Annotated in this window: 29 protein-coding genes; 13 read left to right on the top strand and 16 right to left on the bottom strand. The window is 41.3% G+C overall.

Annotated elements, in window-relative coordinates; translation table 11 throughout:
- Window positions 1-85: 85 nt before the first annotated feature.
- A complete protein-coding gene (ccoG, locus tag HUS61_RS00085; RefSeq protein ID WP_175081735.1) occupies window positions 86-1,468 on the top strand; it encodes a cytochrome c oxidase accessory protein CcoG in 1,383 nt (460 codons plus the stop codon).
- Window positions 1,469-1,505: 37 nt separating this feature from the next.
- Here ccoG and HUS61_RS00090 read toward each other — a convergent pair whose 3' ends face one another.
- The 3 genes from HUS61_RS00090 to HUS61_RS00100 form a co-directional block, all read right to left on the bottom strand.
- Window positions 1,506-1,922 carry a hypothetical protein gene (locus HUS61_RS00090; protein WP_175080755.1) on the bottom strand — a complete coding sequence of 139 codons (417 nt, stop codon included), beginning with the start codon at window positions 1,920-1,922 and terminating at the stop codon, window positions 1,506-1,508.
- Between the two features lie 185 nt (window positions 1,923-2,107).
- Window positions 2,108-3,013: a M14 family metallocarboxypeptidase gene (locus tag HUS61_RS00095; RefSeq protein WP_175081736.1), complete on the bottom strand. Its 906-nt coding sequence runs from the start codon at window positions 3,011-3,013 to the stop codon at window positions 2,108-2,110.
- Between the two features lie 63 nt (window positions 3,014-3,076).
- Window positions 3,077-3,667, bottom strand: a complete 591-nt coding sequence (locus tag HUS61_RS00100; protein ID WP_175081737.1) for a hypothetical protein — start codon at window positions 3,665-3,667, stop codon at window positions 3,077-3,079.
- Window positions 3,668-3,819: 152 nt separating this feature from the next.
- On the opposite strand from HUS61_RS00100, the gene HUS61_RS00105 reads away from it, so the two are divergent.
- Complete coding sequence (locus tag HUS61_RS00105; RefSeq protein WP_058584824.1) at window positions 3,820-4,857, top strand: AI-2E family transporter; 1,038 nt, start codon at window positions 3,820-3,822, stop codon at window positions 4,855-4,857.
- Window positions 4,858-4,905: 48 nt separating this feature from the next.
- Here the strand turns inward: HUS61_RS00105 and HUS61_RS00110 are convergent, their stop codons facing one another.
- The 5 genes from HUS61_RS00110 to HUS61_RS00130 all read right to left on the bottom strand — a co-directional run bounded on the left by HUS61_RS00110 (window position 4,906) and on the right by HUS61_RS00130 (window position 8,018).
- Complete coding sequence (locus HUS61_RS00110; RefSeq protein ID WP_062565116.1) at window positions 4,906-5,322, bottom strand: hypothetical protein; 417 nt, start codon at window positions 5,320-5,322, stop codon at window positions 4,906-4,908.
- Window positions 5,309-6,646 (bottom strand): ATP-binding protein, encoded by a 1,338-nt coding sequence (locus HUS61_RS00115; RefSeq protein ID WP_058584761.1) that lies wholly within the window; start codon window positions 6,644-6,646, stop codon window positions 5,309-5,311. Before HUS61_RS00115 ends, HUS61_RS00110 begins: the two co-directional genes overlap by 14 nt.
- Window positions 6,640-7,314, bottom strand: coding sequence for a response regulator transcription factor (locus HUS61_RS00120; RefSeq protein ID WP_054552907.1), 675 nt, complete (start codon window positions 7,312-7,314; stop codon window positions 6,640-6,642). Before HUS61_RS00120 ends, HUS61_RS00115 begins: the two co-directional genes overlap by 7 nt.
- Window positions 7,295-7,567, bottom strand: a complete 273-nt coding sequence (locus HUS61_RS00125; protein WP_175081738.1) for a PepSY domain-containing protein — start codon at window positions 7,565-7,567, stop codon at window positions 7,295-7,297. Before HUS61_RS00125 ends, HUS61_RS00120 begins: the two co-directional genes overlap by 20 nt.
- Window positions 7,568-7,718: 151 nt before the next feature.
- A complete protein-coding gene (locus HUS61_RS00130; RefSeq protein ID WP_063704552.1) occupies window positions 7,719-8,018 on the bottom strand; it encodes a YciI family protein in 300 nt (99 codons plus the stop codon).
- A gap of 176 nt (window positions 8,019-8,194) precedes the next feature.
- Here HUS61_RS00130 and HUS61_RS00135 point away from each other — a divergent pair, with 176 nt between their 5' ends.
- Window positions 8,195-9,619, top strand: a complete 1,425-nt coding sequence (locus HUS61_RS00135) for a sodium-dependent transporter (protein ID WP_175080752.1) — start codon at window positions 8,195-8,197, stop codon at window positions 9,617-9,619.
- A 61-nt stretch (window positions 9,620-9,680) separates the two neighbouring features.
- Here the strand turns inward: HUS61_RS00135 and HUS61_RS00140 are convergent, their stop codons facing one another.
- Both HUS61_RS00140 and HUS61_RS00145 read right to left on the bottom strand, forming a co-directional pair.
- Window positions 9,681-10,319 (bottom strand): type II CAAX prenyl endopeptidase Rce1 family protein, encoded by a 639-nt coding sequence (locus HUS61_RS00140; protein ID WP_175081739.1) that lies wholly within the window; start codon window positions 10,317-10,319, stop codon window positions 9,681-9,683.
- 58 nt (window positions 10,320-10,377) lie between these two features.
- Window positions 10,378-10,965 (bottom strand): inner membrane-spanning protein YciB, encoded by a 588-nt coding sequence (locus tag HUS61_RS00145; RefSeq protein ID WP_054561224.1) that lies wholly within the window; start codon window positions 10,963-10,965, stop codon window positions 10,378-10,380.
- A 194-nt stretch (window positions 10,966-11,159) separates the two neighbouring features.
- Between HUS61_RS00145 and HUS61_RS00150 the strand changes: the two genes are divergently transcribed.
- Together HUS61_RS00150 and HUS61_RS00155 are read left to right on the top strand one after the other, a co-directional pair.
- On the top strand, window positions 11,160-11,429 hold the full coding sequence (locus HUS61_RS00150) for an HU family DNA-binding protein (RefSeq protein ID WP_054561225.1): 270 nt from the start codon (window positions 11,160-11,162) through the stop codon (window positions 11,427-11,429).
- Between the two features lie 137 nt (window positions 11,430-11,566).
- Window positions 11,567-12,139 carry a type 1 glutamine amidotransferase domain-containing protein gene (locus tag HUS61_RS00155; RefSeq protein WP_175081740.1) on the top strand — a complete coding sequence of 191 codons (573 nt, stop codon included), beginning with the start codon at window positions 11,567-11,569 and terminating at the stop codon, window positions 12,137-12,139.
- 61 nt (window positions 12,140-12,200) lie between these two features.
- Here HUS61_RS00155 and trpA read toward each other — a convergent pair whose 3' ends face one another.
- Genes trpA through HUS61_RS00185 form a run of 6 tightly spaced genes read right to left on the bottom strand, consistent with a single transcriptional unit; the run spans window position 12,201 to window position 18,761 of the window.
- Complete coding sequence (gene trpA / locus HUS61_RS00160; RefSeq protein WP_055021153.1) at window positions 12,201-13,013, bottom strand: tryptophan synthase subunit alpha; 813 nt, start codon at window positions 13,011-13,013, stop codon at window positions 12,201-12,203.
- On the bottom strand, window positions 13,010-14,194 hold the full coding sequence (gene trpB / locus HUS61_RS00165; RefSeq protein ID WP_175081741.1) for a tryptophan synthase subunit beta: 1,185 nt from the start codon (window positions 14,192-14,194) through the stop codon (window positions 13,010-13,012). The genes trpA and trpB overlap by 4 nt, the downstream gene beginning before the upstream one ends.
- 7 nt (window positions 14,195-14,201) lie before the next feature.
- Window positions 14,202-15,566, bottom strand: coding sequence for a bifunctional indole-3-glycerol-phosphate synthase TrpC/phosphoribosylanthranilate isomerase TrpF (trpCF, locus tag HUS61_RS00170; RefSeq protein ID WP_175081742.1), 1,365 nt, complete (start codon window positions 15,564-15,566; stop codon window positions 14,202-14,204).
- Complete coding sequence (gene trpD / locus HUS61_RS00175) at window positions 15,559-16,578, bottom strand: anthranilate phosphoribosyltransferase (protein WP_175081743.1); 1,020 nt, start codon at window positions 16,576-16,578, stop codon at window positions 15,559-15,561. Before trpD ends, trpCF begins: the two co-directional genes overlap by 8 nt.
- A gap of 9 nt (window positions 16,579-16,587) precedes the next feature.
- A complete protein-coding gene (locus tag HUS61_RS00180; RefSeq protein ID WP_175081744.1) occupies window positions 16,588-17,193 on the bottom strand; it encodes an aminodeoxychorismate/anthranilate synthase component II in 606 nt (201 codons plus the stop codon).
- The gene (locus HUS61_RS00185) at window positions 17,193-18,761 is read right to left on the bottom strand and encodes an anthranilate synthase component 1 (protein ID WP_055021151.1); all 1,569 of its coding nucleotides are present in this window, start codon (window positions 18,759-18,761) and stop codon (window positions 17,193-17,195) included. Before HUS61_RS00185 ends, HUS61_RS00180 begins: the two co-directional genes overlap by 1 nt.
- Before the next feature lie 524 nt (window positions 18,762-19,285).
- Between HUS61_RS00185 and HUS61_RS00190 the strand changes: the two genes are divergently transcribed.
- The 8 genes from HUS61_RS00190 (at window position 19,286) to HUS61_RS00225 (ending at window position 25,008) form a co-directional block, all read left to right on the top strand.
- On the top strand, window positions 19,286-20,125 hold the full coding sequence (locus tag HUS61_RS00190) for an RNase RNM (RefSeq protein ID WP_175081745.1): 840 nt from the start codon (window positions 19,286-19,288) through the stop codon (window positions 20,123-20,125).
- A 9-nt stretch (window positions 20,126-20,134) separates the two neighbouring features.
- Complete coding sequence (locus HUS61_RS00195; protein WP_055021149.1) at window positions 20,135-20,755, top strand: L-threonylcarbamoyladenylate synthase; 621 nt, start codon at window positions 20,135-20,137, stop codon at window positions 20,753-20,755.
- Window positions 20,756-20,763: 8 nt separating this feature from the next.
- Complete coding sequence (locus HUS61_RS00200) at window positions 20,764-21,600, top strand: ScpA family protein (RefSeq protein ID WP_181447698.1); 837 nt, start codon at window positions 20,764-20,766, stop codon at window positions 21,598-21,600.
- A gap of 169 nt (window positions 21,601-21,769) precedes the next feature.
- Window positions 21,770-22,063: a putative quinol monooxygenase gene (locus tag HUS61_RS00205; RefSeq protein ID WP_175081746.1), complete on the top strand. Its 294-nt coding sequence runs from the start codon at window positions 21,770-21,772 to the stop codon at window positions 22,061-22,063.
- A gap of 135 nt (window positions 22,064-22,198) precedes the next feature.
- On the top strand, window positions 22,199-22,561 hold the full coding sequence (locus tag HUS61_RS00210) for a hypothetical protein (RefSeq protein ID WP_105180801.1): 363 nt from the start codon (window positions 22,199-22,201) through the stop codon (window positions 22,559-22,561).
- A 167-nt stretch (window positions 22,562-22,728) separates the two neighbouring features.
- Window positions 22,729-23,580 (top strand): GNAT family N-acetyltransferase, encoded by an 852-nt coding sequence (locus HUS61_RS00215; RefSeq protein ID WP_175081747.1) that lies wholly within the window; start codon window positions 22,729-22,731, stop codon window positions 23,578-23,580.
- Window positions 23,581-23,873: 293 nt separating this feature from the next.
- Window positions 23,874-24,428 (top strand): cytochrome b, encoded by a 555-nt coding sequence (locus HUS61_RS00220; RefSeq protein ID WP_054552924.1) that lies wholly within the window; start codon window positions 23,874-23,876, stop codon window positions 24,426-24,428.
- Window position 24,429: 1 nt separating this feature from the next.
- The gene (locus tag HUS61_RS00225) at window positions 24,430-25,008 is read left to right on the top strand and encodes a YceI family protein (protein WP_054561236.1); all 579 of its coding nucleotides are present in this window, start codon (window positions 24,430-24,432) and stop codon (window positions 25,006-25,008) included.

Genomic DNA, 25,008 nt, shown 5'->3' on the forward strand with positions numbered 1-25,008 from the left:
TTTAATATCAATAACTTAGTTTTAATTTGTGTTGGCCTGATTGTTGCTCTATCAGGCTATTACCGACACAAAAGTAAGTAGCAAAATGAAATTTGATATTAAAGAGCAAGACTTAATCATCAAGCCCTACAACCAAGAAGGGCCAATTTATATTCGTGAGCAAAAGGGATATTTCCAACGTATCCGCCGTTACTTAGGCTGGGTGCTAATGCTGACGTTCATCGCCATTCCGTGGATCCCCTATGATGGCCGTCAAGCTGTATTACTCGACGTAGCCAGCCAAAAATTTACTTTATTTGGCTTAACGCTGTTACCGCAAGATTTTATGATCTTAGCTATGTTATTTATGACAGGAGCGTTTGCTTTGTTTTTCGTCACTAATTGGTTAGGGCGTGTTTGGTGTGGTTACACTTGCCCACAAACAATTTGGATGCTGATGTTTACTTGGGTTGAACACAAAGTAGAAGGTAACCGTAACCAACGTATTAAACTTGATAAAGCAGATTGGTCAGTGAGTAAATGGCAGAAGAAAATCACTAAGCATGCAGCTTGGCTGCTGATCTCTTTGCTTACATCTATGTCATTTATGGCTTATTTCATCCCCGCTAAGTCTTTATACATGAGCTTATTTACTCTAGAAATGTCTGGGATCGTCAGTTTTTGGGTATTCCTGTTTGCATTTTGTACCTATGGCAATGCGGGATTCTTACGTGAAAAAATGTGTACTGTCGCATGCCCTTATTCACGTTTTCAATCAGTGATGTTTGATAAAGACACGTTAGTTGTTACCTACGATCAAGCGCGAGGGGAGTCTCGTGGTGCGCGTAAACGTAAAGCCGATCCTAAAGAGTTAGGCTTAGGTGACTGCGTAGACTGTAACCTATGTGTTGAAGTATGCCCAGCCGGTATCGATATTCGTAATGGCTTGCAGTATGAATGCATAAACTGTGGCTTATGTATTGATGCGTGCGATAGCACTATGGAAAAATTCAACTATCAAAAAGGCCTTATCAAGTACGCCTCTGAAAAACAAATGGAAGGCAAAACGACCAATCCATTTAGGTTAAAACTGCTTGGCTATGGTGGTTTAACAGCGCTGTTTGTCGTGGGCATGGTTGTGTGGATGGCAATGCGTACACCTATTGAGGCTTCTGTCATTCGTGACCGTAATGCCCTGTACCGTGTAAATTTTGAAGGCTTAGTAGAAAACCCATATACCTTATCAATTATCAACAAAACACAGCATAGCTTGAGCTATTCAATCGGCATCAGTGGTATTGAAGAAGCAAGCTTACAAGTGCCTGAAACGATAACTGTTGAGGCTGGTCAGATGAAGCGTGTTCCTGTCACTGTGGTTGCAGATGGCTACGAGCTGAAATCAAAAGTAACGCCTATCAGTTTTCACATTCAAGCATTAGAAGATGCTGATATCGCAATAACTAAAGAGACTAAGTTTTACCGAGATTAACCTCAATCACGGCTCTAGAAACGAAAATGGCTTGTTTTTAACAAGCCATTTCTGCAAATTCGAGCTGCTTAAGCACATAAGCCTTAGCGCTGTCTAAATCATCAAATAAACAGTCCATTATTTGAATCGGTGATTGCGCTTGCGCAATAATGCGTTTCATCTGATTAAGCACAATAGACGAGCTAAACATATAAGCGGTGGCTATACAGTTAGTGCCTTGCAGGGCACGAAATAATTGGGTAAAACCACGTTCTGCATCAGGGGTGGTAGCAAGTAATTGGGTAGAATGACTAATATACGCCCACGGCTTTCCAGCTAAAGCAGAAATATGCTTTTTTAAATCGACTGCAAAGTCATTGACTAAACGTGCGTTAATATTACCAGAAAATTGTCCAATAATAATTGGACCATCGGTGATGATACTGACACTGCCATAGTGATTCTTAAATTCCAATTTGCTTCCCTTTTGAATTAAAAAGAGCGCGAATTTTATACAATTCTATGTATGTGTCTAGTTATTTAGTATACAAATTTCAAAAAACATAACTTTTTCATTAAATTTGTATATATGTAGATTTTATCTAGCTATTTAGGTTTGAGGCGAATAAATCATTCACCTCAGATTTAAAATATAACTAACTATTCGTTAACAATATAGTTCAATGCACCGGTAATTGAGGCTACTTGTGCATCAATACAAATTGCGTCATTGGCCTGTGGGCTATCAGGGTAAACCTCTGTTGTTGTAACATATTCTGCATCGGTTAAGCCCATACATAACCCCAGTTTTTTCGCTTGGTAATTAATCACACCAAATTGAGTTTGTGGCACACCAATCAACTGGTTATTCTCATCACTTGGTGCGATGTGGGTTACTTTCTCAACTGATTTTATAATCGCTGTTTGAAATGCTTCATGCGGGCGCTCACTATCAGCGACAAGATAAAAGCCATCCGGGATGTTCCAGTTATCGTGGGTCGTTGCATCACGTGCTGCTAGCGCAGGGCGAAACTCACTATTATCAGTGTCTGTAGTTTCATGTAAGTCAATATGCACATAAGGTGTAATGGCGTTGTCGGCTAAATACTGCATGATTGCTGCAGACTCTTCAGCTGGACTATCTGCATAGAAAGAGCGGTTTGGATCCGTGGCATTTGGATTCCAGCGGTTAATCGTTTCATAACCCCATGGGCTGATACACGGAGCCACTAAAATATTAAAGTCAGCAAAGTAGTCTTTGGCACTTCTCTTAGCAAACGCTAAAGCACCATGCACACCACTTGTTTCATAACCGTGAACACCACCGGTAACCAGCACAACAGGTTTATCAGCTTGCCATTGCTTGCTCTTTAAAATGTAAAGTGGGTATTTGTCGCTGTCGTAACTTAATGCGCCATATTGCTCAATATTGAAATCGCTTGATAAAGAGTCTAGTTGCGATACAACATCATCTAAATAGCTACGCTTTACTGACTGTAATTCAAACCATGCTTTCTTATCTGCGTCGTTCCACGGTTTACCTGGGGTTCCAATAGGGTAACTCATAAAATACCTTGTTGTGACTTGCTACAAAACGCCAAGCTTATCTAAGCTGTTAAGCTGCTGCAACTAGATAAGCTCAGTAGTAAAGTTACCTTGCTCGTACAGCTTTGCATGATGATGCTTATGGGTCTCAAATAAGTATTTACGCAGTGCATCTTCACCCTGACACACTTGCATTATTTTTCCGGCAATTCCTTTGCTGGTCGTTCGTATTGGCTTCACACTAAGAATAATGTGATCTTCAGAAGGTAAATTAAATGCCAACAGTATCTCTTTATTAAGATCCGGTGATTGACGCTTTGGCTTGAGTAACACGCCCGTACTTGATAAAGACAATATTTGAAATTGTTCTGTGTGTATTTCAAGATCTGGCGTACGCCAGCTGCGTTCGATACCTTTGGTATCTATTACTTCAGGTGCGCTAAGTACAGGGATCAGTTGGCCATTCTCGTCCTTGCTAAATTCAAGCGGAAACCACAACTGATAAATCCCTACTTCAGCCAGTAGTGTCAGTTTGGCATTGGTAAGTAAACCATTTAATTTATCAGGCAAATTAAGCCTAACAGACATTTTTGTATCGGTTGGATCGCTATCAGTCCGTTCAGCCTCGAATAAACGGTTGAAAAAAGAGAGTTCTTGTTCGGATAAATGTGCCATATAAAGCTCCTTTTAAAGCACGCTTACTTATATGTATCATAAATTGTTCAAATTATGCACGTATAATGAGCATTAATTGTGCCAGCTGCTTTGTGATTTCTTTTGCGGCGTATTTCACTTACACTGATAAAAAAACTAACAAGGATTTTATTTTGTCGAGCCTGACTGGTGTAAATAAAAGTTTAGTGATATTTGCTGCTTTAGTCGTTGTTTTAGCGGGTATTAAAGCTGCAAGTGTGATTGTTATCCCATTTGTGTTGGCAGCCTTTATTGCCATTATTTGTAATCCCTTAATTCGTTTCTTTGCTAAATACGGTATCCCTAAAGGGATTGCCGTTGTGTTTGTTATGTTGATGATTGTTGGTGTAGGGATAAGCCTTGCCGGGTTGGTTGGGCAATCGATGACCGATTTTTCTGAAAAGCTGCCTGAGTACAAAGCACAACTAAAAGAAGAGTTTGTCTGGGTGGTTAATGTTGCAGCGAGTTATAACATTCTGATTGATAAAGAGCAGATCATCTCTTTATTCGATCCGGGCAAAATGATTGATGTTGCAACCAACATGCTCACAGGCCTTGGTGGCGTGATGGCGAATTTGTTTTTGATTATCCTAACCGTGGTGTTCATGTTGTTTGAAGGACCTATGCTGAGTAAAAAAGTGCATTTAGCACTGGACGATCCTGAAATGAAAATGCAGCAGGTTGACCGATTCTTAGATTCAATTAATTCTTATCTGGCTATTAAAACGCTGGTTAGCTTAGGCACAGGTATGCTTGCAGGCTTTATGCTTTGGGCTCTTGATGTTGATTATTTTATACTTTGGGCTGTAGTGGCCTTTATGCTTAACTACATTCCTAATATAGGCTCTATCATTGCCGCTGTGCCTCCAGTGTTACTCGCTTTGATCACTCAAGGCCCACTGGTTGCAGGGTTTATTGCTGGTGGCTATTTAGTTATAAACACGGTGATGGGTAATATCGTCGAGCCGCGTTTTATGGGTAAAGGGCTGGGTTTATCGACGCTAGTGGTGTTTTTATCCTTGATTTTCTGGGGCTGGCTGATGGGGACCGTGGGTATGCTGTTATCAGTTCCATTGACCATGATAGTTAAAATAGCCTTAGAGACTAGTCAAGAAGGGCGATGGCTTGCTACCTTGCTTGGCAATGGCGAAGAGCTAAAACTTGAAGATTAAAAAAGGCGCTTAAGCGCCTTTTTTACTTTTCGATATGTTTAACAGTTATCACTTTAGAGGTCGCTGTAAAACCTGCACATGGTTTTTTAGGATCTCAATTTCACATTGCTTGTAAGCAATAGCGGCTTTCGTACCATTTGGCATTTTTTGTAAATAACGCCAACGACAGCTGTCTTCTAAATAACGCTCTTGGTTCTTGATGCTGCGATTAAAAATTGGTAGCAATTGGCTGTTACCAGTATCTTCTTTAATTTTCTCAAGATCCATAGTGAGCTTATTAATCCACATCTTTTGGTCACGCTGAATATCGGCGATAACTTGATCTAGACATTGAATATAGCGTTTTGTGTCATCGGTATTGTTGCTCGCAAGCTCACACGTTTGCTCTGCTTGAGCATGCGATGCACTTGCAATTAAAGCTAAAAAGCTGCCTTTTACGAGTATTGATGTTTTATTTTTTATCATGGTAATTAAACTCTAATATAAACTCAGCACCGGCTAGTTTCTCTGCGTCTTTAATGGTTAATGTGCCATTATACGAGTTGACTAAATCCGACACGATAGCCATGCCGACACCATGGCCGCTTTCGTAGGTATCGAGTCTGGTACCGCGAGTTAGTAATGATTCACGCTTGTGCTCAGGTACACCTGGGCCATCATCACTTATACTGAGCGTTAACTTTTTGTTCTGCTTAACCTTTATATCGACCTGTGAACGGCAAGCTTTACAGGCATTATCGATTAAATTACCAAGTAGTTCCATCAAATCTGTTTTATCACCTAAGAAATAGTCTTTTTCGCTGACCTCTGAGGTAAAAATAATATCTTTGTCGCGATAAACCTTGCTCATCGCGCTTAAGATTGAATCAATAACAGGCTTGATATGAGTTTGTTTCTTCCAGGTGTCAGACGCACCTGTTGCAGCGCGCTTTAACTGGTGTTCGATCATCACATTAATACGGTCTAGCTGCTCTTGTGCATCCGCATCATTGGCCAATGGGCTAGATTTAAGCACTGCCAAAGGTGTTTTTAATGCATGAGCAAGGTCGCTTAATGACGCGCGATAACGTTCTTTTTGGCGCTGCTGCGATTCAAGCAATAAGTTTAAATCGGCTTTAATGGTTTGTAGTTCAACCGGGTAAAGACCTTTAATTTGTTGGTTATCACCCGACTCAATGGCTTTTATTTCTTTGTCGAGTCGTTGCAGTGGCCTTGCACTCCAAACAAAACCGATTGCCATTAGCGCAGCAATGGCCACACCCATGACATACATCCAATTTACGAGTGTTTGCTTAAAGCCATCCATCAGCCTCAGTAGGGCATCATTACGCTTTAATAGAATAAAACGTGCATGCTCTGATTGGTCAATGTTTTCTAAAATAACGGTAAGCGTTAACTGCCAGTACACGGTATTGTTGTATTCAACACGGCGAAAATCAGCAGAGCCTGCAGGGGCTTCAAAGTTATCAGGAATAAAGTTGATATTGGTCGCCGATTCGGAGTACCAAACCGGCAAGTCACCGCGATAAACCATCGCATAGGTGTCTGAGTTTAATCTGTTTAGCTCTGGCGTTAAGATAGTACTTGGCATAACGATGCCGCGTTCAGTGAAATCGACTTCAGAGATTAATGAATATAAGTGAGCTTCAAGGGTTTTTTCGGTCGCTTCGACCAAAGAGGCGTAGTAAGCCTTACCAATTGAGAAAAACAGAATTGGTAGGGCGACTAATAAAACAAAGACAAGGATAAATCCTTGCCTTACTTTAAGCGGTATTTGCGATGCTACCACTGACTTTTTAGCCTATAACCACGGCCGCGTAATGTTTCAACTGGGTTTAGGGTACCATCAGGGTCAAGCTTCTTACGTAAACGCAATACGAAAACTTCAATTACGTTTGAATCAAGGTCGAAGTCTTGGTCGTAAATGTGCTCTGTTAATTCAGATTTAGAAATTACCTTTTGTGGATTAACCATTAGGTATTCTAAAACTTTGTATTCGTATGCTGTTAAGCTAAGTTCTTTATCGTTTACCCATACTTGCTGTGAGCGAGTATGAATTTTAATAGGGCCAGCTGTCATTTCTGGGTTTGCTTTACCTGCGCTGCGGCGGATAAGTGCATTACAGCGGGCAATTAGCTCTTCAACGTGGAAAGGTTTAGTTAGGTAGTCATCTGCACCAGCATCTAAGCCTTCTACTTTATCTTGCCAACGGTCACGTGCCGTTAAAATCAAAATAGGAATAGTAATACCTTGTGCACGTGCTTTGGTAATTAATTCAATACCATCTACTTTAGGTAAGCCTAAATCGACTACCGCCATATCTAGCGGGTATTCGGTAATATGGAATAAACCAGCTTCACCATCGTGACAAAGGTCAACGCTGTAACGCTCTTTTTCTAGGGCATTACGAAGGTTATCTGCTAAGTGTAAATCATCTTCAATAACTAAAATTCGCATTCTTAATCCTTTTCACTTCGCCAGTCTTTTTGTTCACATGGACATCAACCACGTGGCCGTTCGTTTTTAAAATTCTTACGGTAAATACTTTATCTTGCTCTGTGATTTTTAGGGTTCGGCCGTCTTCAGATTTTTTGGCGATCGTCACAGCCTGCTTTTTAGTCACCTCTTGGGCTTGTTTCTTATTGGCATCAGCATGAAAGCTTGATAATGCAAATAAAAGACTAAAACTGAAGGCTAATAATATGCGCATGACGGGGAACTCCTAAACCAGACCCATTTAGTTTAATTAACCAATTAACTAAAATTCAAGTAATTACGTTAAATTCTGTAATTCAATAGCCAAATCTTAGTTAATAAGCCGTGAACAAACACTGAATTATTGATTCAGTTAAGTTCAGAGGTTAACCAAATACTTTTTTAAATGGTTTTACGACTGAGTTGTCGTAAACACCCGCCGCAATATACGGATCGTTTGCAGCCCATTCGCGTGCAGCTTCTAATGAGTCAAATTCTGCTACCACTAATGAACCAGTAAAACCAGCGTCAGCCGGATCTTCACTATCAATGGCTGGCAATGGGCCTGCCGTAAATAAACGGTTTTGATCGTCTAATTCTTGAAGGCGTGCTAAGTGAGCAGGGCGTGCAGATTTGCGAGCTTCTAAACTATTTTCAACATCAGTTGAATAAATCATATACAGCATGGTGTGTTCTCAATGTTATTTTTAAAAAATAGTAGCATATTCTTAGCAATAGACGAGAGATTATTCGCGTAATAATCTTTACACAAACCCATATAACTTTAACTTATAAAGCTTGAAATACGCGGTGAAACACTGGTAGAGTCGCTGGGTTGAGAAAATAATAATAAGGTTTTTAAATGAGCGAAAAACGCGAGCATTTTAGCTCCCGCCTCGGTTTTATTTTAGCGGCAGCCGGTTCTGCTGTAGGTATCGGAAACTTAGTGGGTTTTCCGGTTTCAGCTACAAAAAACGGCGGTGGTGCTTTCCTTTTAGTCTATGCATTGTTTGTCATTTTTATCTGTTTGCCAGTGATGATGGCTGAAATGGCCATGGGTCGTAAAGCGCAAAAAGATCCACTTGGTTCATACAAATTTTTAGCAGGCAATGATCCTAAATGGAACTTTGCTGGCTTTTTAGCCGTATTAACGCCATTTATGATTGCTGTTTTTTATATGGTGATCACGGTATGGATTTTCGGTTATTTATCGCAAACCGCATTTGGTAATCTAGATGCCTTGGCCCAGCCAGATAACTTTGGCACTTTTATCAATAGCTACACCGTGTTTGGTTACATGGCCGTGGTTGCCATCATCGTTAACTTGATTTTAGTGGGCGGTGTTAAAGAAGGTATTGAAAAAGCGGCTAAGTTTATGATGCCAGCTTTATTTGTACTACTCACCGCATTGGTTGTATACGTACTAACTCTTGATAACGCAATGGCCGGTGTTAAGTACTATGTTGTGCCTGACTTTTCAAAAATGGATGCCAGCGTATTAAATGGTGCATTAGCTCAAGCGTTTTTCTCGTTGTCACTAGGTATGGGTATCTTAATGACCTATGCATCGTATATCTCTAAGAAAGACGATATTGTTGGTAGTGCAAAAATGGTTGCAGTTACTGATTCGATGGTGGCATTTATTGCTGGTCTAATGGTGCTTCCAGCTATTTTCAGTTTTAACCCAGATACTGACCCAAGTACTTTATCTGACTCGTCAGTATCGATGATTTTTGTCTACCTACCAAAAATTTTATTAGCGTTACAAGCTGATATTGGCTACGTGGGTGCATCAATTGTTGCGTTTGTATTCTTCTTACTTGTCTTTTTTGCTGCAATTACGTCACTTGTATCAATTGTAGAGGTGCCAACTGCAACATTAAGTGACCGCAAAGGTATCAGCCGTAAAAAAGCACTGGCTATCTTAACCTTATCTACAGGTGTATTGACTGTGCTGTGTACCATGTCATTTGGTATGGTTGACTCGCTTACAAAGTTTGTTAGCTATGGCGGTGCAGATAAGAGCTTATTTGATATCGTTTATGATGTGTTTTACGACACAATTTTACCGCTTAATGGTTTAATGGTGTGTTTATTCGTTATGTATCGTTGGAAAAAAGCAAACTTATCGGCAGAGCTAAGCCAAGGCTGTGAAGGCTATGTTGGTAGCTTTACAGAGAAGTATGTGAACTTCTCGCTATCAACGTTTATCCCTGCCATTTTATTACTAATTTTTGTAAATACGGTGGCCACTAAGTTTTTTGCATTTAGTATTTTCGGATTTTAAAAACCAGTTCAATACTTAGCCGCGCACTTTGCGCGGCTTTTTTATGCCTACCTTTATTATTTTAAAAGGCCCCGGCATCAAGCACATCACCCAAGCCAAGGGTAAACATCCAAAGTCCCCATAAGCTATGTTCAATCACACACACGAAGGTTGAGCGGCTTTGCGCATAGGTGTAAGAAAACAACAGCCCACCTAAAAATGCTAGAAGCACGGCCAATATATTCGCATAGACAATATGCGCCAACGCAAACACTGATGCGCTGACAATAATACGAACTGTTTTACTTGGCATAATGCGTTTATAACGATGGAAAAAATAGGTTCTAAAAATAAGTTCTTGCGGCATCACCGATAAAATGGGGTAGAGCAATAACAACATTAGCCAATCGTTAAATGAGTTTCGTGGCAGTGAAAACCAGTTTTCTTGGTTCATAATGCCGTAAAACATTCCGGAGAATAACGCCCCTAAAAAGAAGAAACTAAATAAGCGACGTTTTACCGCACTAAATTGCCCAAGGCTAGTTAAACGAAAGCGTTTAAAATGGGGATCAGATAAAAGCAACATGCCGCACACGGCCATTAAAATAATAAGGGCAGGAATAAGCCAGTTAGCGAGGTAGGCACGAAGAAAGAAGCCTAATAGCGGCAAAGAAACAAATATGAGGGTAAATTCAAGCCAGCGGTATTGGTTAGCGTTCAATGTCGTCTCAGCGTGTTTTTTGTTTACGCTAACAAGCTAAGACGACAGATTTATGACATTAAGATTGCTTTGGATCTTTCTCTTCGTCATCTTCAGGTAAGTATTTGAATAGGGTGATGATCGTTGCTAACACGCAAACAAAGGTAATGCCCATTAAGCCAAACACTTTAAAGTTAACCCAAAAATCGAGCGAGAAGTTATAGGCAATGTAGATATTCAGCGCCGAGATACCTGCAGTCACCGCAACCCAAAATAGGTTAAGTTTGTTCCAGAGCGCTTCAGGTACGTTGATTTCTTGTTTACTCTCAGAGGCATTTTCTAAAATCGAGCTAAGTGCTTTCTTCACTAAGTTTTTGCCAAGTACATAGCGGCTTACTAACAAAGTAACACTGAAAATGGCATACACAATGGTGGCTTTCCATTTCACAAACTGCTCATCGTGGAACACTAAGGTGAGGGTACCTAACACCACCGCTATAGCAAAAAACACCCAGTGACGGGTTGGCACTTTACCATCTTTAAAATAACAGTAAGCAACTTGAATTAAGGTGGTTAGCATCAGCAAGGCTGTTGCCCAATAAATATCAACTAACTTGAAAACCGCAAAAAATAAAATCAGCGGGATGTATTCAATAATCGCATGCATAAATTTATAAATGCTCTAATTTAAAAAGATACTGGGTTGTATCAAGTTATCACGCAAGATACAAGGTTGACTTAACAGCCCTGAAAGCTTAGCCTCCCGAGCCAATCTGGCCTAAACCTGCGTTTAGGTTGTTTTACCTTATCTTTTTCCGCTTAACCTCAGATGATTAAGCGGCGTATTTTGGAGCACTTTTTATGAATAAAGCCGCGTTAGTATCGCAAATGGCTGCCCACAGTGAGTTAACAAAAAAAGACACACAAGCTGCCTTAACCAGCATGTTAAATGCTATCGAAAAGTCTCTTTCTGAGGGCGACCAAGTGCAAATTAATGGCTTTGGTACGTTTGCTCTGAGTTATTACCCAGCACGCAAAGGGCGCAACCCACAAACCGGTGAAGAAATTGAAATAGAAGGCGCTAACAAGCCAGTTTTTAAACCTGCTAAAGCACTCAAAGACGGTTTATAAGCAGGATTTGCAAAGCTGTTGTAGTATTTACAGAGCATAAATAGAACACCTGAAAATTTATTCAATATTTTCAACATATTAAGTTTGGCATGTTGTCTGCTGTTAATCGTTTAGGTTTACCTAAATAAGGAGATAACATGTCAAATTTAAACAGCCAACTGAATGGTAAAAAGATTGCCATTCTTGCAACCAATGGTTTTGAACAAAGCGAGCTATTGTCACCACGAAGCGCATTATTAGAAGCTGGTGCACTTGTCGAAGTTGTGTCACTTGAGCGTGGCGATATCACAGCATGGGATGAAAACCAATGGGGTGAGCGAGTCAGTGTTGACCGTGTAGTCAGCGAAGCAGACTCTGCAGAGTATGACGCGTTACTTCTGCCTGGTGGCTTATTCAACCCAGATACGTTACGTCAAGATAGCGAAGCAAAAGCCTTTGTTGATGGTTTTTTCAGTGCCGGTAAAAACAAACCTATCGCCGCGATTTGCCACGGTCCATGGCTATTAGCCGAAATTAACAAACTACGGGAGCGCAAAGTAACCTCATACCCAAGTATCAAAACAGATTTGATCAATGCAGGAGCTAATTGGGTTGATCAAGAGGTGTGTGTTGATAAGGGCATAGTTACAAGCCGAAGCCCAGCCGACTTAGAGGCCTTTAATCGAAAATTCATAGAAGAGATTAAAGAGGGTGTGCACCGCCATCATTAACCATGAATCGTTAAGAACAAAAAAGGGCCTTTATGGCCCTTTTTGAAGTAATAAAACAAACTTACTTTGTAGCTGCTTTCATACTGGCTACAAACTCTTTTAAACCAGTTAGCATTGCTGCTTGATCATCAAGGTTTGCCTCGATGATTTTAACAACCGCAGAGCCTGAAATCGCACCAGCGGCTCCTGACTCAAGTGCTGATTTAACATCTTCTGGTGTTGATACACCAAAACCAAGTAATGCCGGTGCAGCATGGTAATCTTTTAGTTTTTTAACTAATGAATCTGCTGGCATTTGTGCCTTGGTTTCTGTACCTGTCACACCTGCGCGTGAAAGAAGGTATGTGTAACCACGGCCATATGACGCACACTCTCGTAAAGTGTCATCATCAGCATTCGGTGTAGCAATAAAAATTGGGTCAATGCCATTTTTCATTGCTGTTTGGCGAAATAGCTTTGATTCATGTAGCGGCACGTCAGCCACTAAAATTGAATCGACACCGGCTTCTTTAGCATCTTGATAAAACTTCTCAATGCCACGTTTAAACACTAAGTTTGAATACAATAACAGGCCAATTGGAATATCGGCATTGTACTGGCGCACTTGTTTGATGATATCAAAGCAATCTTGGGTATTAATGTTTTCATCAAGTGCACGAATGTTAGCAGCTTGGATCACTGGGCCATCAGCAATCGGATCAGAAAATGGAATACCTAGCTCAAGGGCATCAGCGCCGCCATCAATTAAGCTTTTGATGATTTCTACACTCAGTGCTTTATTAGGATCGCCAATCGTAACGAAGGGTACAAAAGCACCTTGGTTTGTTTCATTTAATGTGGCGAACAGCTGTCCGTAACGGTTAGTCTGGCTCATAGTGCGCCTTCTTCTGATAAAACACTGTGTACGTGAGCCAAATCTTTATCGCCTCGGCCGCTTAGGTTAACCACTAAAATGGTGTCTTCGGTTTGTTGCTCGGCATATTTAAGGGCATATGCTAGGGCATGGCTTGATTCAAGTGCAGGAATGATCCCTTCGTTCTTAGCCAGTAGTTGGAATGCTTCAAGCGCTTCAGTATCGGTAATACCTACGTACTCAGCACGGCCAGTTTCATGCAAGTGAGCATGCTGTGGGCCAACAGCAGGGTAATCAAGACCTGCTGATACAGAGTAAGACTCTTCAATTTGGCCATCATCATCTTGCATAATGTAGGTATAGGTACCGTGTAAAATGCCTTTGGTGCCTTTACATAAGGTTGCACCATGCTGGTGGGTATCTAAGCCTTTACCAGCAGGCTCTACACCAATTAGTTTAACGCTTGGCTCATCAATAAAGTCTGTAAACATTCCAATGGCGTTAGAACCACCACCTACACAAGCAAGCACAGCATCTGGTAAGCGACCTTCTGCTTTAAGCACTTGTTGTTTTGCTTCTTCACCAATCATTTTTTGGAACTCGCGTACCATTGTAGGGAATGGGTGAGGGCCTGCTGCAGTGCCTAGTAAATAGTGAGCATCTTTGTAATTTGCTGACCAGTCACGCAGGGCTTCATTTACGGCATCTTTTAAGGTGCCAGAGCCCGCTGTGACAGGAATAACCTCTGCGCCCATTAGTTTCATACGAAATACGTTTGGTTGCTGACGTTCAACGTCTTTTGCACCCATGTAAATACGGCATTTTAAGCCAAGTAGGGCACAGGCAAGGGCCGTTGCAACACCGTGTTGGCCGGCACCTGTTTCTGCAATCACTTCTTTTTTACCCATGCGTTTGGTAAGGAGTGCTTGACCAAGTACTTGATTGGTTTTGTGCGCACCACCGTGCAGTAAATCTTCACGCTTTAAATACAGTTTTACCTTAGGGTTTTTAACTAAGTTACGTGTCAGTGTTAATGGTGTAGGGCGACCTGCGTATTCATTTAATAGTTTTTCAAACTCAGCCTGAAAAGCAGGATCGTTTTGTGATTTATTAAACTCTGCTTCTAGTTGCTTGAGTGCTGGCACAAGCAGCTGTGGTACAAACATACCACCGAATTCACCGAAATAAGCTGGATTTTGCATTCTAACCTCAATAATTTCTGATATGCGAAAACGCATTTTGTAATTTTGTTTGGCACTTTTTACCCGCTGACGCTTCAACGCCAGAATTTAGGTCAAGGCCGTTAGCACCGCGATAAAGCGCTGCATGGATATTTTCTGGGTTTAAACCCCCGGCTAACATAAACGGCACGGTTGCCGTCTCTAGCACTGACCAATCAAATGCTTCGCCTGTGCCGCCTTTTTGGCTTTTGCTGTAAGTATCGTATAAATGGCGATCAACCCCTTCAAGCGGTTTAGGTAATTCACCTTTAACGGCTTGGGCTTTCCAAATTTCACAGCCAATCGGTAATTGCTTTCTGAGGCTTTGAATATACTCGCTATTCTCATCGCCATGTAATTGCACGGCCGCTAATTTTAAGCTTTGTGCATAATCGACCACTTGTTCTAGAGGTGCATTGACAAACACACCTACATACGCGAGTGGGGCACTTTGCGTAACTTGCTTGGCACAGTCTATATCGACATAGCGCGGTGACTTAGGATAAAAAATTAAGCCACCATACACAGCACCACTGGCGTAGGCTGCCATCGCATCTTGTGAACGGGTTAAACCGCACACTTTGTTCTCACCTAAAATCACTTTACGACACGCGGCTTCTAAGTCGCGTTCAGCCATCAGTGAGCTGCCAATTAAAAAGCCATCGCATAATGGTGCAAGACGTTTTACATCTTTATGGGTATAAATGCCCGATTCTGAAATCACTACTTTGTCATTTGGGATAAGCTGACGTAAACGCTCAGTTGTTGCAAGATCAGTACTTAAATCACGAAGGTCGCGGTTATTAATACCAATTAGGCTGGCATTAAGTGCAAGTGCACGACTAACTTCTTGCTCATTACTGACTTCAGTGAGTACCGACATATTTAAAGAATCAGCCACCTTGTGAAGCGCTAAATATTGCTCGTCATCAAGAACTGAGAGCATTAATAAAATGGCATCACCACCAGATAAGCGTGCTAAATAAACTTGGTACTCATCAATAAAGAAATCTTTACAAATAAGCGGCTGTTCCACTTGGCTGCGCACGTATTCAAGGTACTGATAGCTGCCTTGGAAATATTTTTCATCCGTTAGTACGCTCATACAGGTTGCGTACTTTTTATAAACCGATGTAATTTCCTCTAAATTGAATGGTTCGCGAATAAGCCCTTTTGACGGTGAGGCCTTTTTACATTCTAAAATAAACTGCGTACCGGTTGCTGCTAATGCCGCTTCAAAGTCTCGCTTGGTTGGCACAACCTCGCTAATGAATGACTCAAGCGGGCGCTGTGCTTTTCTTTGTTCTAATTCAATACGTTTGTCGGCAACAATTTTGTCTAACACGTTAGCCATGACTTACCTCAATAATTGCGTTCAATGTGTCCATCGCTTTGCCTGATGCTAATAATTCGCTTACTTGATCTGCGGCTGCTTTTAAATCGCTTGCTTTATCGGTTAAATAAAGAAGGGCGGCAACGTTGGCTATAATGGCTGCGTTATGCGCCATTTCACCTTGACCTTGTAAAATCGCTAAGCTTGCTTTTGCGTTATATTCTGGGCCTTGGCCTGCTAGTTGTTCAAGTGAATAGTTTGCAAGACCAAAATCGCTCGCTGTTAGCGTGTATTCGCTCAGTTTACCGTTATTAAGTTCAACCACTTTGGTTGTCCCGTGTAAGGCAATTTCGTCAGTGCCTGCACCGTGAACCACCAAAGCGCGTATTGTGCCAAGGGTTTTTAAGGTTTCGGCCATGGGTAAGCACAGCGAAGGGTCATAAACACCAAGCAATTGCACCTCAGGGGCAGCAGGGTTGGCCAGTGGCCCTAAAATATTAAAAATTGTGCGGCTTTTAAGGGCCGTACGCACACCCATCGCATGGCGTACACCACTGTGATAATGCGGCGCAAATAAAAATGTAAAGCCGGTATTTTCTAAACAATGGGCCGCTTGCTCAGGGCTCATATCTATATTGATACCCAAGGCTTTAAGTAAATCCGCAGAGCCCGAATTACTCGACACACTGCGATTACCATGTTTGACCATATTGATGCCCGCAGCGGCGGCAACAATAGCAGCCGTGGTACTAATATTAATTGTGTTTGAGCCATCGCCACCGGTACCACAGCTATCAGCAAGCAAGGTTTTGTTGGTTTGAAATGGCACTGCATTGGCACGCATTGATGCTGCAGCACCGGCGATTTCATCACTTGTTTCGCCTTTTAGTTTTAGGGCGATAAGTGCAGCAGTTAATTCAATATCATTAAGCTTGCCATTCATGATGGCGTCAAACAATTCAGTTGCTTGCGAAAATGATAAATCTTGCTTTGCTAATAATTGGTTTAACTGGGTTTGAGTTGTTGCTTCCATGTTATTCCTCTACTGCACGCGTGCTGTTAAAAATTCAATGCTTTGTTGTAATAGCAATGCGCCATTTGGCGTTAAAATTGACTCAGGATGAAACTGATAGCCAAGGGCATTATCTTGTTGATGGTAAATTGCCATTGGAATATTTTCATAACAAGCAATTACTTCAACGTCATCAGGGACTTTGGTTGCCATTAATGAATGATAACGAGCAACTGGCATTTTATCGCCCATACCCGCGAATACTGGGTGCTCAGTCAACGCAATAATTGATGACTTGCCATGCACAGTTTCGCCTGCATGACCAATAACCCCACCGTAGCTTTGTGTTAGTGCTTGCTGCCCTAAACAGATACCCAGCATAGGGAAGCGGCCTTTACACAGTTCAATGAGTTCCATTAAACAACCCGCATCAGATGGTGCGCCAGGGCCGGGTGAAAGTACTAGTAACACAGGTACGGTCTCTTGGCACATTTTGTCAAAGATGCTTTGTGCACTGATGTTATTACGGTATACCACTAACTGGCACCCTAACATAGAAAGTTCATCGACTAAGTTATAACTAAATGAATCAAAGTTATCTAAAAAGTAGATTTTATAGGCTGATGTTGTCGTCATTATTGTGCCTCGTAAGTCGATTGAATCGCAGTGATCACAGCTTGTGCTTTAGCGCGGGTTTCATTGGCTTCTGATTGTGGGTCTGAATCAAACACCACACCTGCACCTGCTTGTACGTAGGCCGTGCCATTTTTAACAAAGGCAGAGCGAATAACAATACAGCTATCCATGGCGCCATCGCCCGTTAAATAACCCACAGCACCGCCATAGCTGCCGCGGCGTTTTTGTTCGGTTTGACGAACTAACTCAGCCGCGCGTACTTTAGGTGCACCCACTAAGGTGCCCATGTTCATACAAGCTTGGTAAGCATGTAGCGCATCGAGTTCAGGTTTTAAAGTACCCACCACGCGTGAAACTAAATGCATCACTTGTGAGTAGCGGTCTACTTTTAATAACTCTTTAGCGTGACGAGTGCCTGGTACGCTAATACGGGCTACATCATTTCGCGCTAAATCAACTAACATCAGGTGCTCGGCACGTTCCTTTTGGTCGTTGCGAAGTTCAAGCTCAATGCGGCTGTCTAGGTCTGGATTAATTTGCCCGTTAGCAAACTTGCCGCGAGGGCGAGTACCAGCAATTGGGTATACCTCAACTTGTTTACTCTCTGCGCAATATTTGAGGGCTGACTCGGGTGATGCGCCGAATAACACAAATTCTTCATCGCGCATGTAAAACATATATGGGCTTGGGTTTTGTTGTTTTAGTTGGCTGTAAGCATGAAGTGAGTCAGGGCAGGCGAGAGAAAAAGTACGTGATGGAACAACTTGGAAAATATCGCCATCAACGATGTTGTTTTTTAACTTGATGACATGTTCGCAGTATTGCTCGTCGCTAACATCAACAGAAATTGGGTTTGAGCCGGTTTGCTTTTGCCCTTGGTAGCTTTGTGCATTGTCACATACGGCATTTAAACGCTCTAACTGTTGACCAACCTCAAAGCAATTAGCATGAACTTCAGGGCCGTTAAATACATTGCCAATTAGCTCGGTTGTTTTTGCTTGATGGTCGATGACAACTAACGTTTCGGCTAGGTAGAAAACATAATCTGGGCAGCTGTTTTCGCCGTCAGGCACATCAGAAAGAGTTTCGAAATTAGCAACCATATCGTAGGCAAATACACCGCCTAAGAACACAGAAAATGGGTTGTCTGTGGTGCTTTTAATACTATTAATACAGCTACGTAGCGCACTAAAAGCGTTATCTGCTACTAATTTACTGGCTTCATCAATGTCGCTTGCTACCTCGTTGTAGGTTAACGTTAATGTGTCTTCTACAAGCTCAGCAGAGCAGTTTTGCACATGAGTTTGTAAATAAGGCAGTAATTGTTTGCCGTTATTTGACTGTGCAGTGAGTGTGACCTGTTTGCCTTGGCAAACAATACGTAGCGCTGAGTCAACCAAAATTAGACTTTTTACACTGTCTTTAGAATCAATTTCAGCAGACTCTAACAGCAGTGAATTAGGCTTATCGAGTAGACTGTATAACGCAAGTGGGCTACTGATGTAGTCGCGCACTTGAGTGATACTGGTTACTTCACCCGGTGTCGTTGTTATATGACTAAAAATCAAACCTCATTCTCCCTCATTCCCAAAAACTCTTTAAAAAACAAAACCCCGCGAAGCTATGCTTGGCGGGGTTCGTATAAAGATGCCTATAAATTAGATAGACCCTTACCGTCCCGCTAAGCCAGGCGCCACCACCAATGATGTGTAAGAGTTGCTATGTAATTCATTATAAAACCTTAAAATTTAGATATAAAAAAACCCGCTACATGAGCGGGTTTTGAAATCGTTAGACACGACAATTCGTCACCCGCTAGTTACGAGTGCCACCACCAAATTGTGATTTGAATTGTTTTGTTCATTGTTATTTCTTATTTAACGTGTCTGAAAGTGCATACAGTAAAGCGTACCTAAGCCAATACTGTCAAGCATTAATTTACATATTAATACGTGTTGGGCATTTACCCCTCGCAATAGCCCATTTATGTGGGTATATATGTCTAACCTAAAAAGATAATCACGCCTTGGCAGTAAATTTTTGTTATACTCACATTATTGATTCAAGAACTTACGTAAAGCAGTCTTTCCCTTTGATAAAATACGATTTACATAGCCACACCACATACTCAGATGGTCAGCTATCAGTCGAGCAATTGTTACACCGCGCGGTTGAGAAAAACATAGATGTGTTTGCAATTACCGATCACGACACGTTAAGTGCGATAAAGCCAGCTCGCCAAGTCATTGCAAATGATAATTTACCGCTTAAATTAATTGCTGGCGTTGAAGTATCAACAAAATGGGAAAGCTTTGAAATTCATATTGTTGGCTTAAATGTTGATGATGAAAATGACGCACTGTTGTCACTATTACAAGCGCAACAAGGCAAGCGTGAAGATCGCGCTTTAGAGATCGGTCGTCGCCTTGCTAAAAATGGTTTTGAAGGCATTTACGACCAAGCAAAAACATTTGCTGAAAACGCACAGATCACACGAGCGCATTTTGCCCGAGCGCTGATTGAGCGTGGTGTTGCTAAAAACTTTCCTGGGGTATTTAAAAAGTACTTAGGGCGAGGAAAAACAGGCTATGTACCAAGTAGTTGGTGTGATATGCAAACCGCAATTGCTGCCATTCACCAAGCCGGTGGGGTTGCCGTTCTTGCTCATCCTGGGCGTTATCAAATGTCTAACAAATGGCTACGTAAGTTAATTATTGAATTTAAAGGCGCAGGTGGCGATGCGATGGAAGTTGCACAACCACAGCAAGCACCCAGTGAGCGCCAGTTTTTAGGTGAACTGAGTCGTGAATATGGCTTACTTGCGTCACAAGGGTCAGATTTTCATTTTCCGACCAGTTGGTTGGAGTTAGGTAAAAATTTATACTTACCAAAAGATTGCCAAGGGGTTTGGCAAGCATGGGAAGGGCAATAGGAGCGTGTAATGAGTCAGTTTTTTCATATTCATCCAGATAATCCGCAACCACGCTTAATCAGCCAAGCGGTTGATATTATCAAGCAGGGCGGTGTTATTGTTTACCCAACCGATTCGGGTTATGCACTTGGCTGTAACATTGGTAATAAGCAAGCAAAAGAGCGCATCGAACGTATTCGTGGTATTGAAAAACACCATAACTTTACTTTGGTCTGCCGTGACTTATCAGAGCTATCTACTTATGCTCGCGTTGATAATCAGTTATTCAGGTTGATTAAAAATAACACCCCTGGGCCATATACGTTCATCTTTAAAGGCACTAAAGAAGTACCAAAGCGTTTATTAAACGAAAAGAAAAAAACCATTGGTATTCGTGTTATCGAACACCCAATCACCTGTGCTTTATTGGCTGAATTAGGTGAGCCGTTAATGTCGTGTTCTTTAATTTTACCGGGTGAGCAATATACCGAGGCTGATCCTGATGAAATTCGCGATCGCATTGAAAAGCAAGTTGATTTAATTATTCATGGTGGTTATCTTCCTGAACAGGCAACCACAGTAATTGACTTGTCGGATGATGATATCGAAATCTTACGTGTGGGTTGCGGTGATACTAAACCATTTGAGTAGAGACTTCATTGACTAGCCCAGAGCTTGACGCGCCAGATAATATACAAGAGCCAGTACAGCAAAAGCTGCCACTGGCTTTTTTGCATGGCAAAGCGGTGGTCGATAAACCTGAAGACTTATATATTCCACCTGATGCGTTAGAGATCATTTTAGAAACCTTTGAAGGTCCTCTCGACTTACTTTTGTATTTAATTAAAAAACATAAACTCGATGTACTAGAGCTCTCTATTTTTAGTATTACAGAGCAATACGTTAGTTATGTTGAAATGATGAGCGAGTTTCAGCTTGAACTGGCTGGTGAATACCTTGTGATGGCGGCGTTATTAGCACAAATTAAATCACGATTATTATTACCAAAACATGAAGAGCTTGAAGAGGAAGAAGACCCACGAGCTGAGCTTGTAAGACGTTTACAAGAATACGAACAATTTAAAAAAGCCGCAGAAAATCTTGATGAGATCCCTCGCGAAGGCCGCGATATATTTGTAGCCGAAGCACTGGTGCCAGAATTGAGTGAGCGTGAGGTACTGTTACCTGACGTTGACATGAAAGACCTGTTAGTTGCACTAAGCGACGTTATGGCCCGAGCTAAAACATTTGAACACCATCATATTACCGCAGAAGCCTTATCGACCCGTGAACGGATGAGCTTAATCTTAGATAAACTCTCAGAAGCGCAATCACAGTTGCCTTTTAGTACTCTTTTTACGGTAGAAGAGGGCAGAAGTGGTGTTGTCGTTAGTTTTATCGCCATGTTAGAGTTGGTGAAAGAAAACCTGATCAGCTGCTTTCAGGTAGATGCCAATAGCCAGATTTATGTTGGTTTGGTGGAAGAAGGCGAATAGCTGAAAGTTAATAGTTTTAAGCTTTAAGCGGTAAGTTTTAAAGGCAGTAGATCAATTATTAAAACTGGGTCATTACTAGTTGAGGGCCTGATAAATATATCAGGACGCCAGCAATTTGCGACTACCCAGTTCTTGCCGTTATGTTCCGACTCATTCTAAAAGGATATTTATGTCAAAAGTAACGTTGAAAGGGTTTATTTTAGTTCCTGAATCTGACTTAGAGAACGTTAAATCTGAGTTGGTGACTCATAGGCGTCTTACCCTAGAAGAGCCTGGTTGTATTACTTTCAGTGTTACTGAACATACAGAAAACCCACTTCGCTTTGATGTATACGAAGAGTTTATAGATAAATTGGCATTTGAATATCATCAGCAAAGAGTTAAAAACTCTTTATGGGGTAAAGTAACCACCTGTGTTGAGCGACATTACGAGATCTTTGAGTCATCACCAGTCAAGAAGTAGCTAGTAACGAAAGTTTGCTTCATATGCGAATAAAAACACTTAACTTACAGAGTGTTAAACAATTGCGCCAAGTCTCAGTACCTGATAAGTTGGTTTTTCCCATTTTGGGGTAAGCCTACTATTAAGGAAAATATAATGAAAAAGTTAGGAATGGTACTGTTATCTCTCGCTGCATTTGGTGCCTCAGCTGCAGAAAGCTTGCAATTAGACCTTAACCTTTATTTGAATAATCAACTTGTAAAAACGCACGTTGTTAAAACTGAAGAAGACAAAACTCAAACAGTGACTGCAGATGATATTCTTAAATTTGATGTAACCCCTACATTGAACGAGCAAACTGTGACACTAACATCTGCACTCTATAAATTTGAAAATGGCTCTTACAATAAATTTCAAGAACCTAAGTTAATGGTAAACCTTAACGAACCTGCAACGATTGAGGTGGGCACTGAGGGTGTTGAAGTGTACAGGATTGAAATAACAGCAAGTAAAATATAATTGCTCTAGAATATCTATACGTTTTTATAGCGGCTAACTTAAGCATGCTCCAATTAGTTAGCCGTCTATATTTAGGTATGCAATTGTAAAAATAGGCATACTCTAAGTAGCACCCTTATCAAAGAGCTATTAAGTTTTAGTTATTTTCAATTTTTTAAGGAAAGCAGATGCAGAGTAAACACTTTACAATCAAAACCATGACCAAACAGGAAGTCGAACTCATGATTGATTGGGCTGCAGCAGAAGGTTGGAATCCAGGCCTTAATGATGCAGATTGTTATTTTGCAGCTGATCCTGAAGGATTTCTGGTTGGTTTTCTTGACGATGAGCCTATCGCTACAATTTCTGCCATTAATTACCACGATGCATTTGGCTTTATTGGCTTTTACATTGTTAAACCTGATTACCGTGGCAAAGGTTACGGAATACAAATTTGGAATGCCGCGTTAAAGCGCCTTGAAGGGTTGAATATTGGCCTTGATGGTGTGGTGGAACAGCAAGAAAACTATAAAAAGTCTGGTTTTAACCTGGCTTATCGCAATATTCGTTTTGCAGGAGTCGGCGGTGGTAATTCACCAAAAAGTGCAGATATTGTTGATCTTAATGCCGTGCCATTCGAAATTATTGTCGCATACGAACAGGCTTTTTTCCCAGTAAATAGGGCAAACTTTACTAAAGCCTGGTTAAGCCAACCCCAATGCGACGCTTTGGGCGTAATGAGCAATGGGGAATTGGCAGGATACGGGGTAATTCGCAAATGTCAGAACGGCTTTAAGATTGGCCCTTTATTTGCCGACTCACCAGAATTGGCTGAATCTTTGTTTCTTGCTTTAAAATCTAAAGTGAGTGCCTCTGACGCTATTTTCCTTGATACGCCAGAAATAAATCAAGCTGCTGTCGCTTTAGCACAGAAGTACAACATGCAAGTGTCGTTCGAAACCGCCAGGATGTATACCGGCGAATGTCCTAGCTTGCCATTAAACCGTATTTTTGGCGTGACTTCTTTTGAAATCGGCTGAGTTTATTGGGTTGAGTGATTAAACGGTTGTGAGTAAAACTAAAAATTTATCACGTTAAGAATTAAAACGCTTTTATCAACGAGTATTCATACTACTGCTAGCACCTAGCACCTAGCACCTAGCACCTAGCACCTAGCACCTAGCACCTTCTGTCTTTCCCCTTTCCCTTACAACTTTACCCTTTCCTCTAAGATGTGCATATACGCACAGAAGCTGTTCGTTTTACGCTATTTTCATTATATAACCCATCGGTTAATCTATATCTAGTTTCACGATTCTCATGGGAAATGAGTATGTTAAAGAATTCAAAGTCAAGTTATGGCTGGGTTGCCATCTTAGTGCACTGGTTAATGGCACTTGGGGTGTTTGGTTTGTTTGGCTTAGGCGTGTATATGGTTGAGCTAACCTATTACGACGCATGGTACAAAGGCTCTTTGGACTTACATAAGAGCGTGGGCATTACCTTAGCGGCATTATTGTTGTTTCGTTTTGGTTGGCGCTTATTAGGCACCCAACCTGAGCCTGTTGCAGGTAGTTCAAAAGCAATGAATCGAGTTGCACACTCAGTCCATAAACTAATTTATTTAGCTTTAATTGTCATTGTGACATCTGGCTATTTAATCTCTACGGCTGATGGCCGTGCAATTGAAGTATTTAATTTATTTGCTGTGCCGGCATTACCAGAGTCGGTGGCGAACCAAGAAGATATTGCAGGTAAAATTCACTTTTATGCCGCGTATGGGCTAATAGCTGTGGTTGTTTTACATGCTTTAGGGGCACTAAAACATCATTTTATCGATAAAGATAAAACCTTAATTAGAATGATCAAACCATTGAAGGATGATTAACATGAAAAAATTACTATTAGGCACAGCACTAAGTGCTGCACTTTTCTCAACAGCAAACGCAAATGCAGCTGACTACGTTATTGATACAGACGGTGCACACGCATTTGTAACTTTTAAAATTAAGCACTTAGGTTACAGCTGGTTACATGGTCGCTTTAATACTTTCTCAGGTGATTTTAGCTATGACGATAAAGCGCCTAATGCATCTAAAATCAATGTAACGATTGATACTAAAAGCATCGACTCAAACCATGCTGAGCGTGACAAGCACTTACGCGGTAAAGACTTCTTAAATGTTGATAAATACCCAACTGCAACATTTAAAAGTACCTCAATCAAGTTTGATGAAGACGGTGACGAAGCAGATGTTACTGGTGAATTTACCTTGAATGGTGTAACCAAAACCATTACTTTTGAAATTGACAAAATTGGTGAAGGTAAAGATCCGTGGGGCGGTTACCGTGTTGGTTTTGAAGGCGAAACAAGTCTTAAATTAACTGACTACGGTATTGACTACAACCTTGGTCCGGCTTCTACGCATGTTGATATTGGTTTATTCATTGAAGGTGTGCGTAAGTAA

Source organism: Pseudoalteromonas sp. 0802 (genome assembly GCF_013350085.1).
Taxonomy (GTDB): domain Bacteria; phylum Pseudomonadota; class Gammaproteobacteria; order Enterobacterales; family Alteromonadaceae; genus Pseudoalteromonas.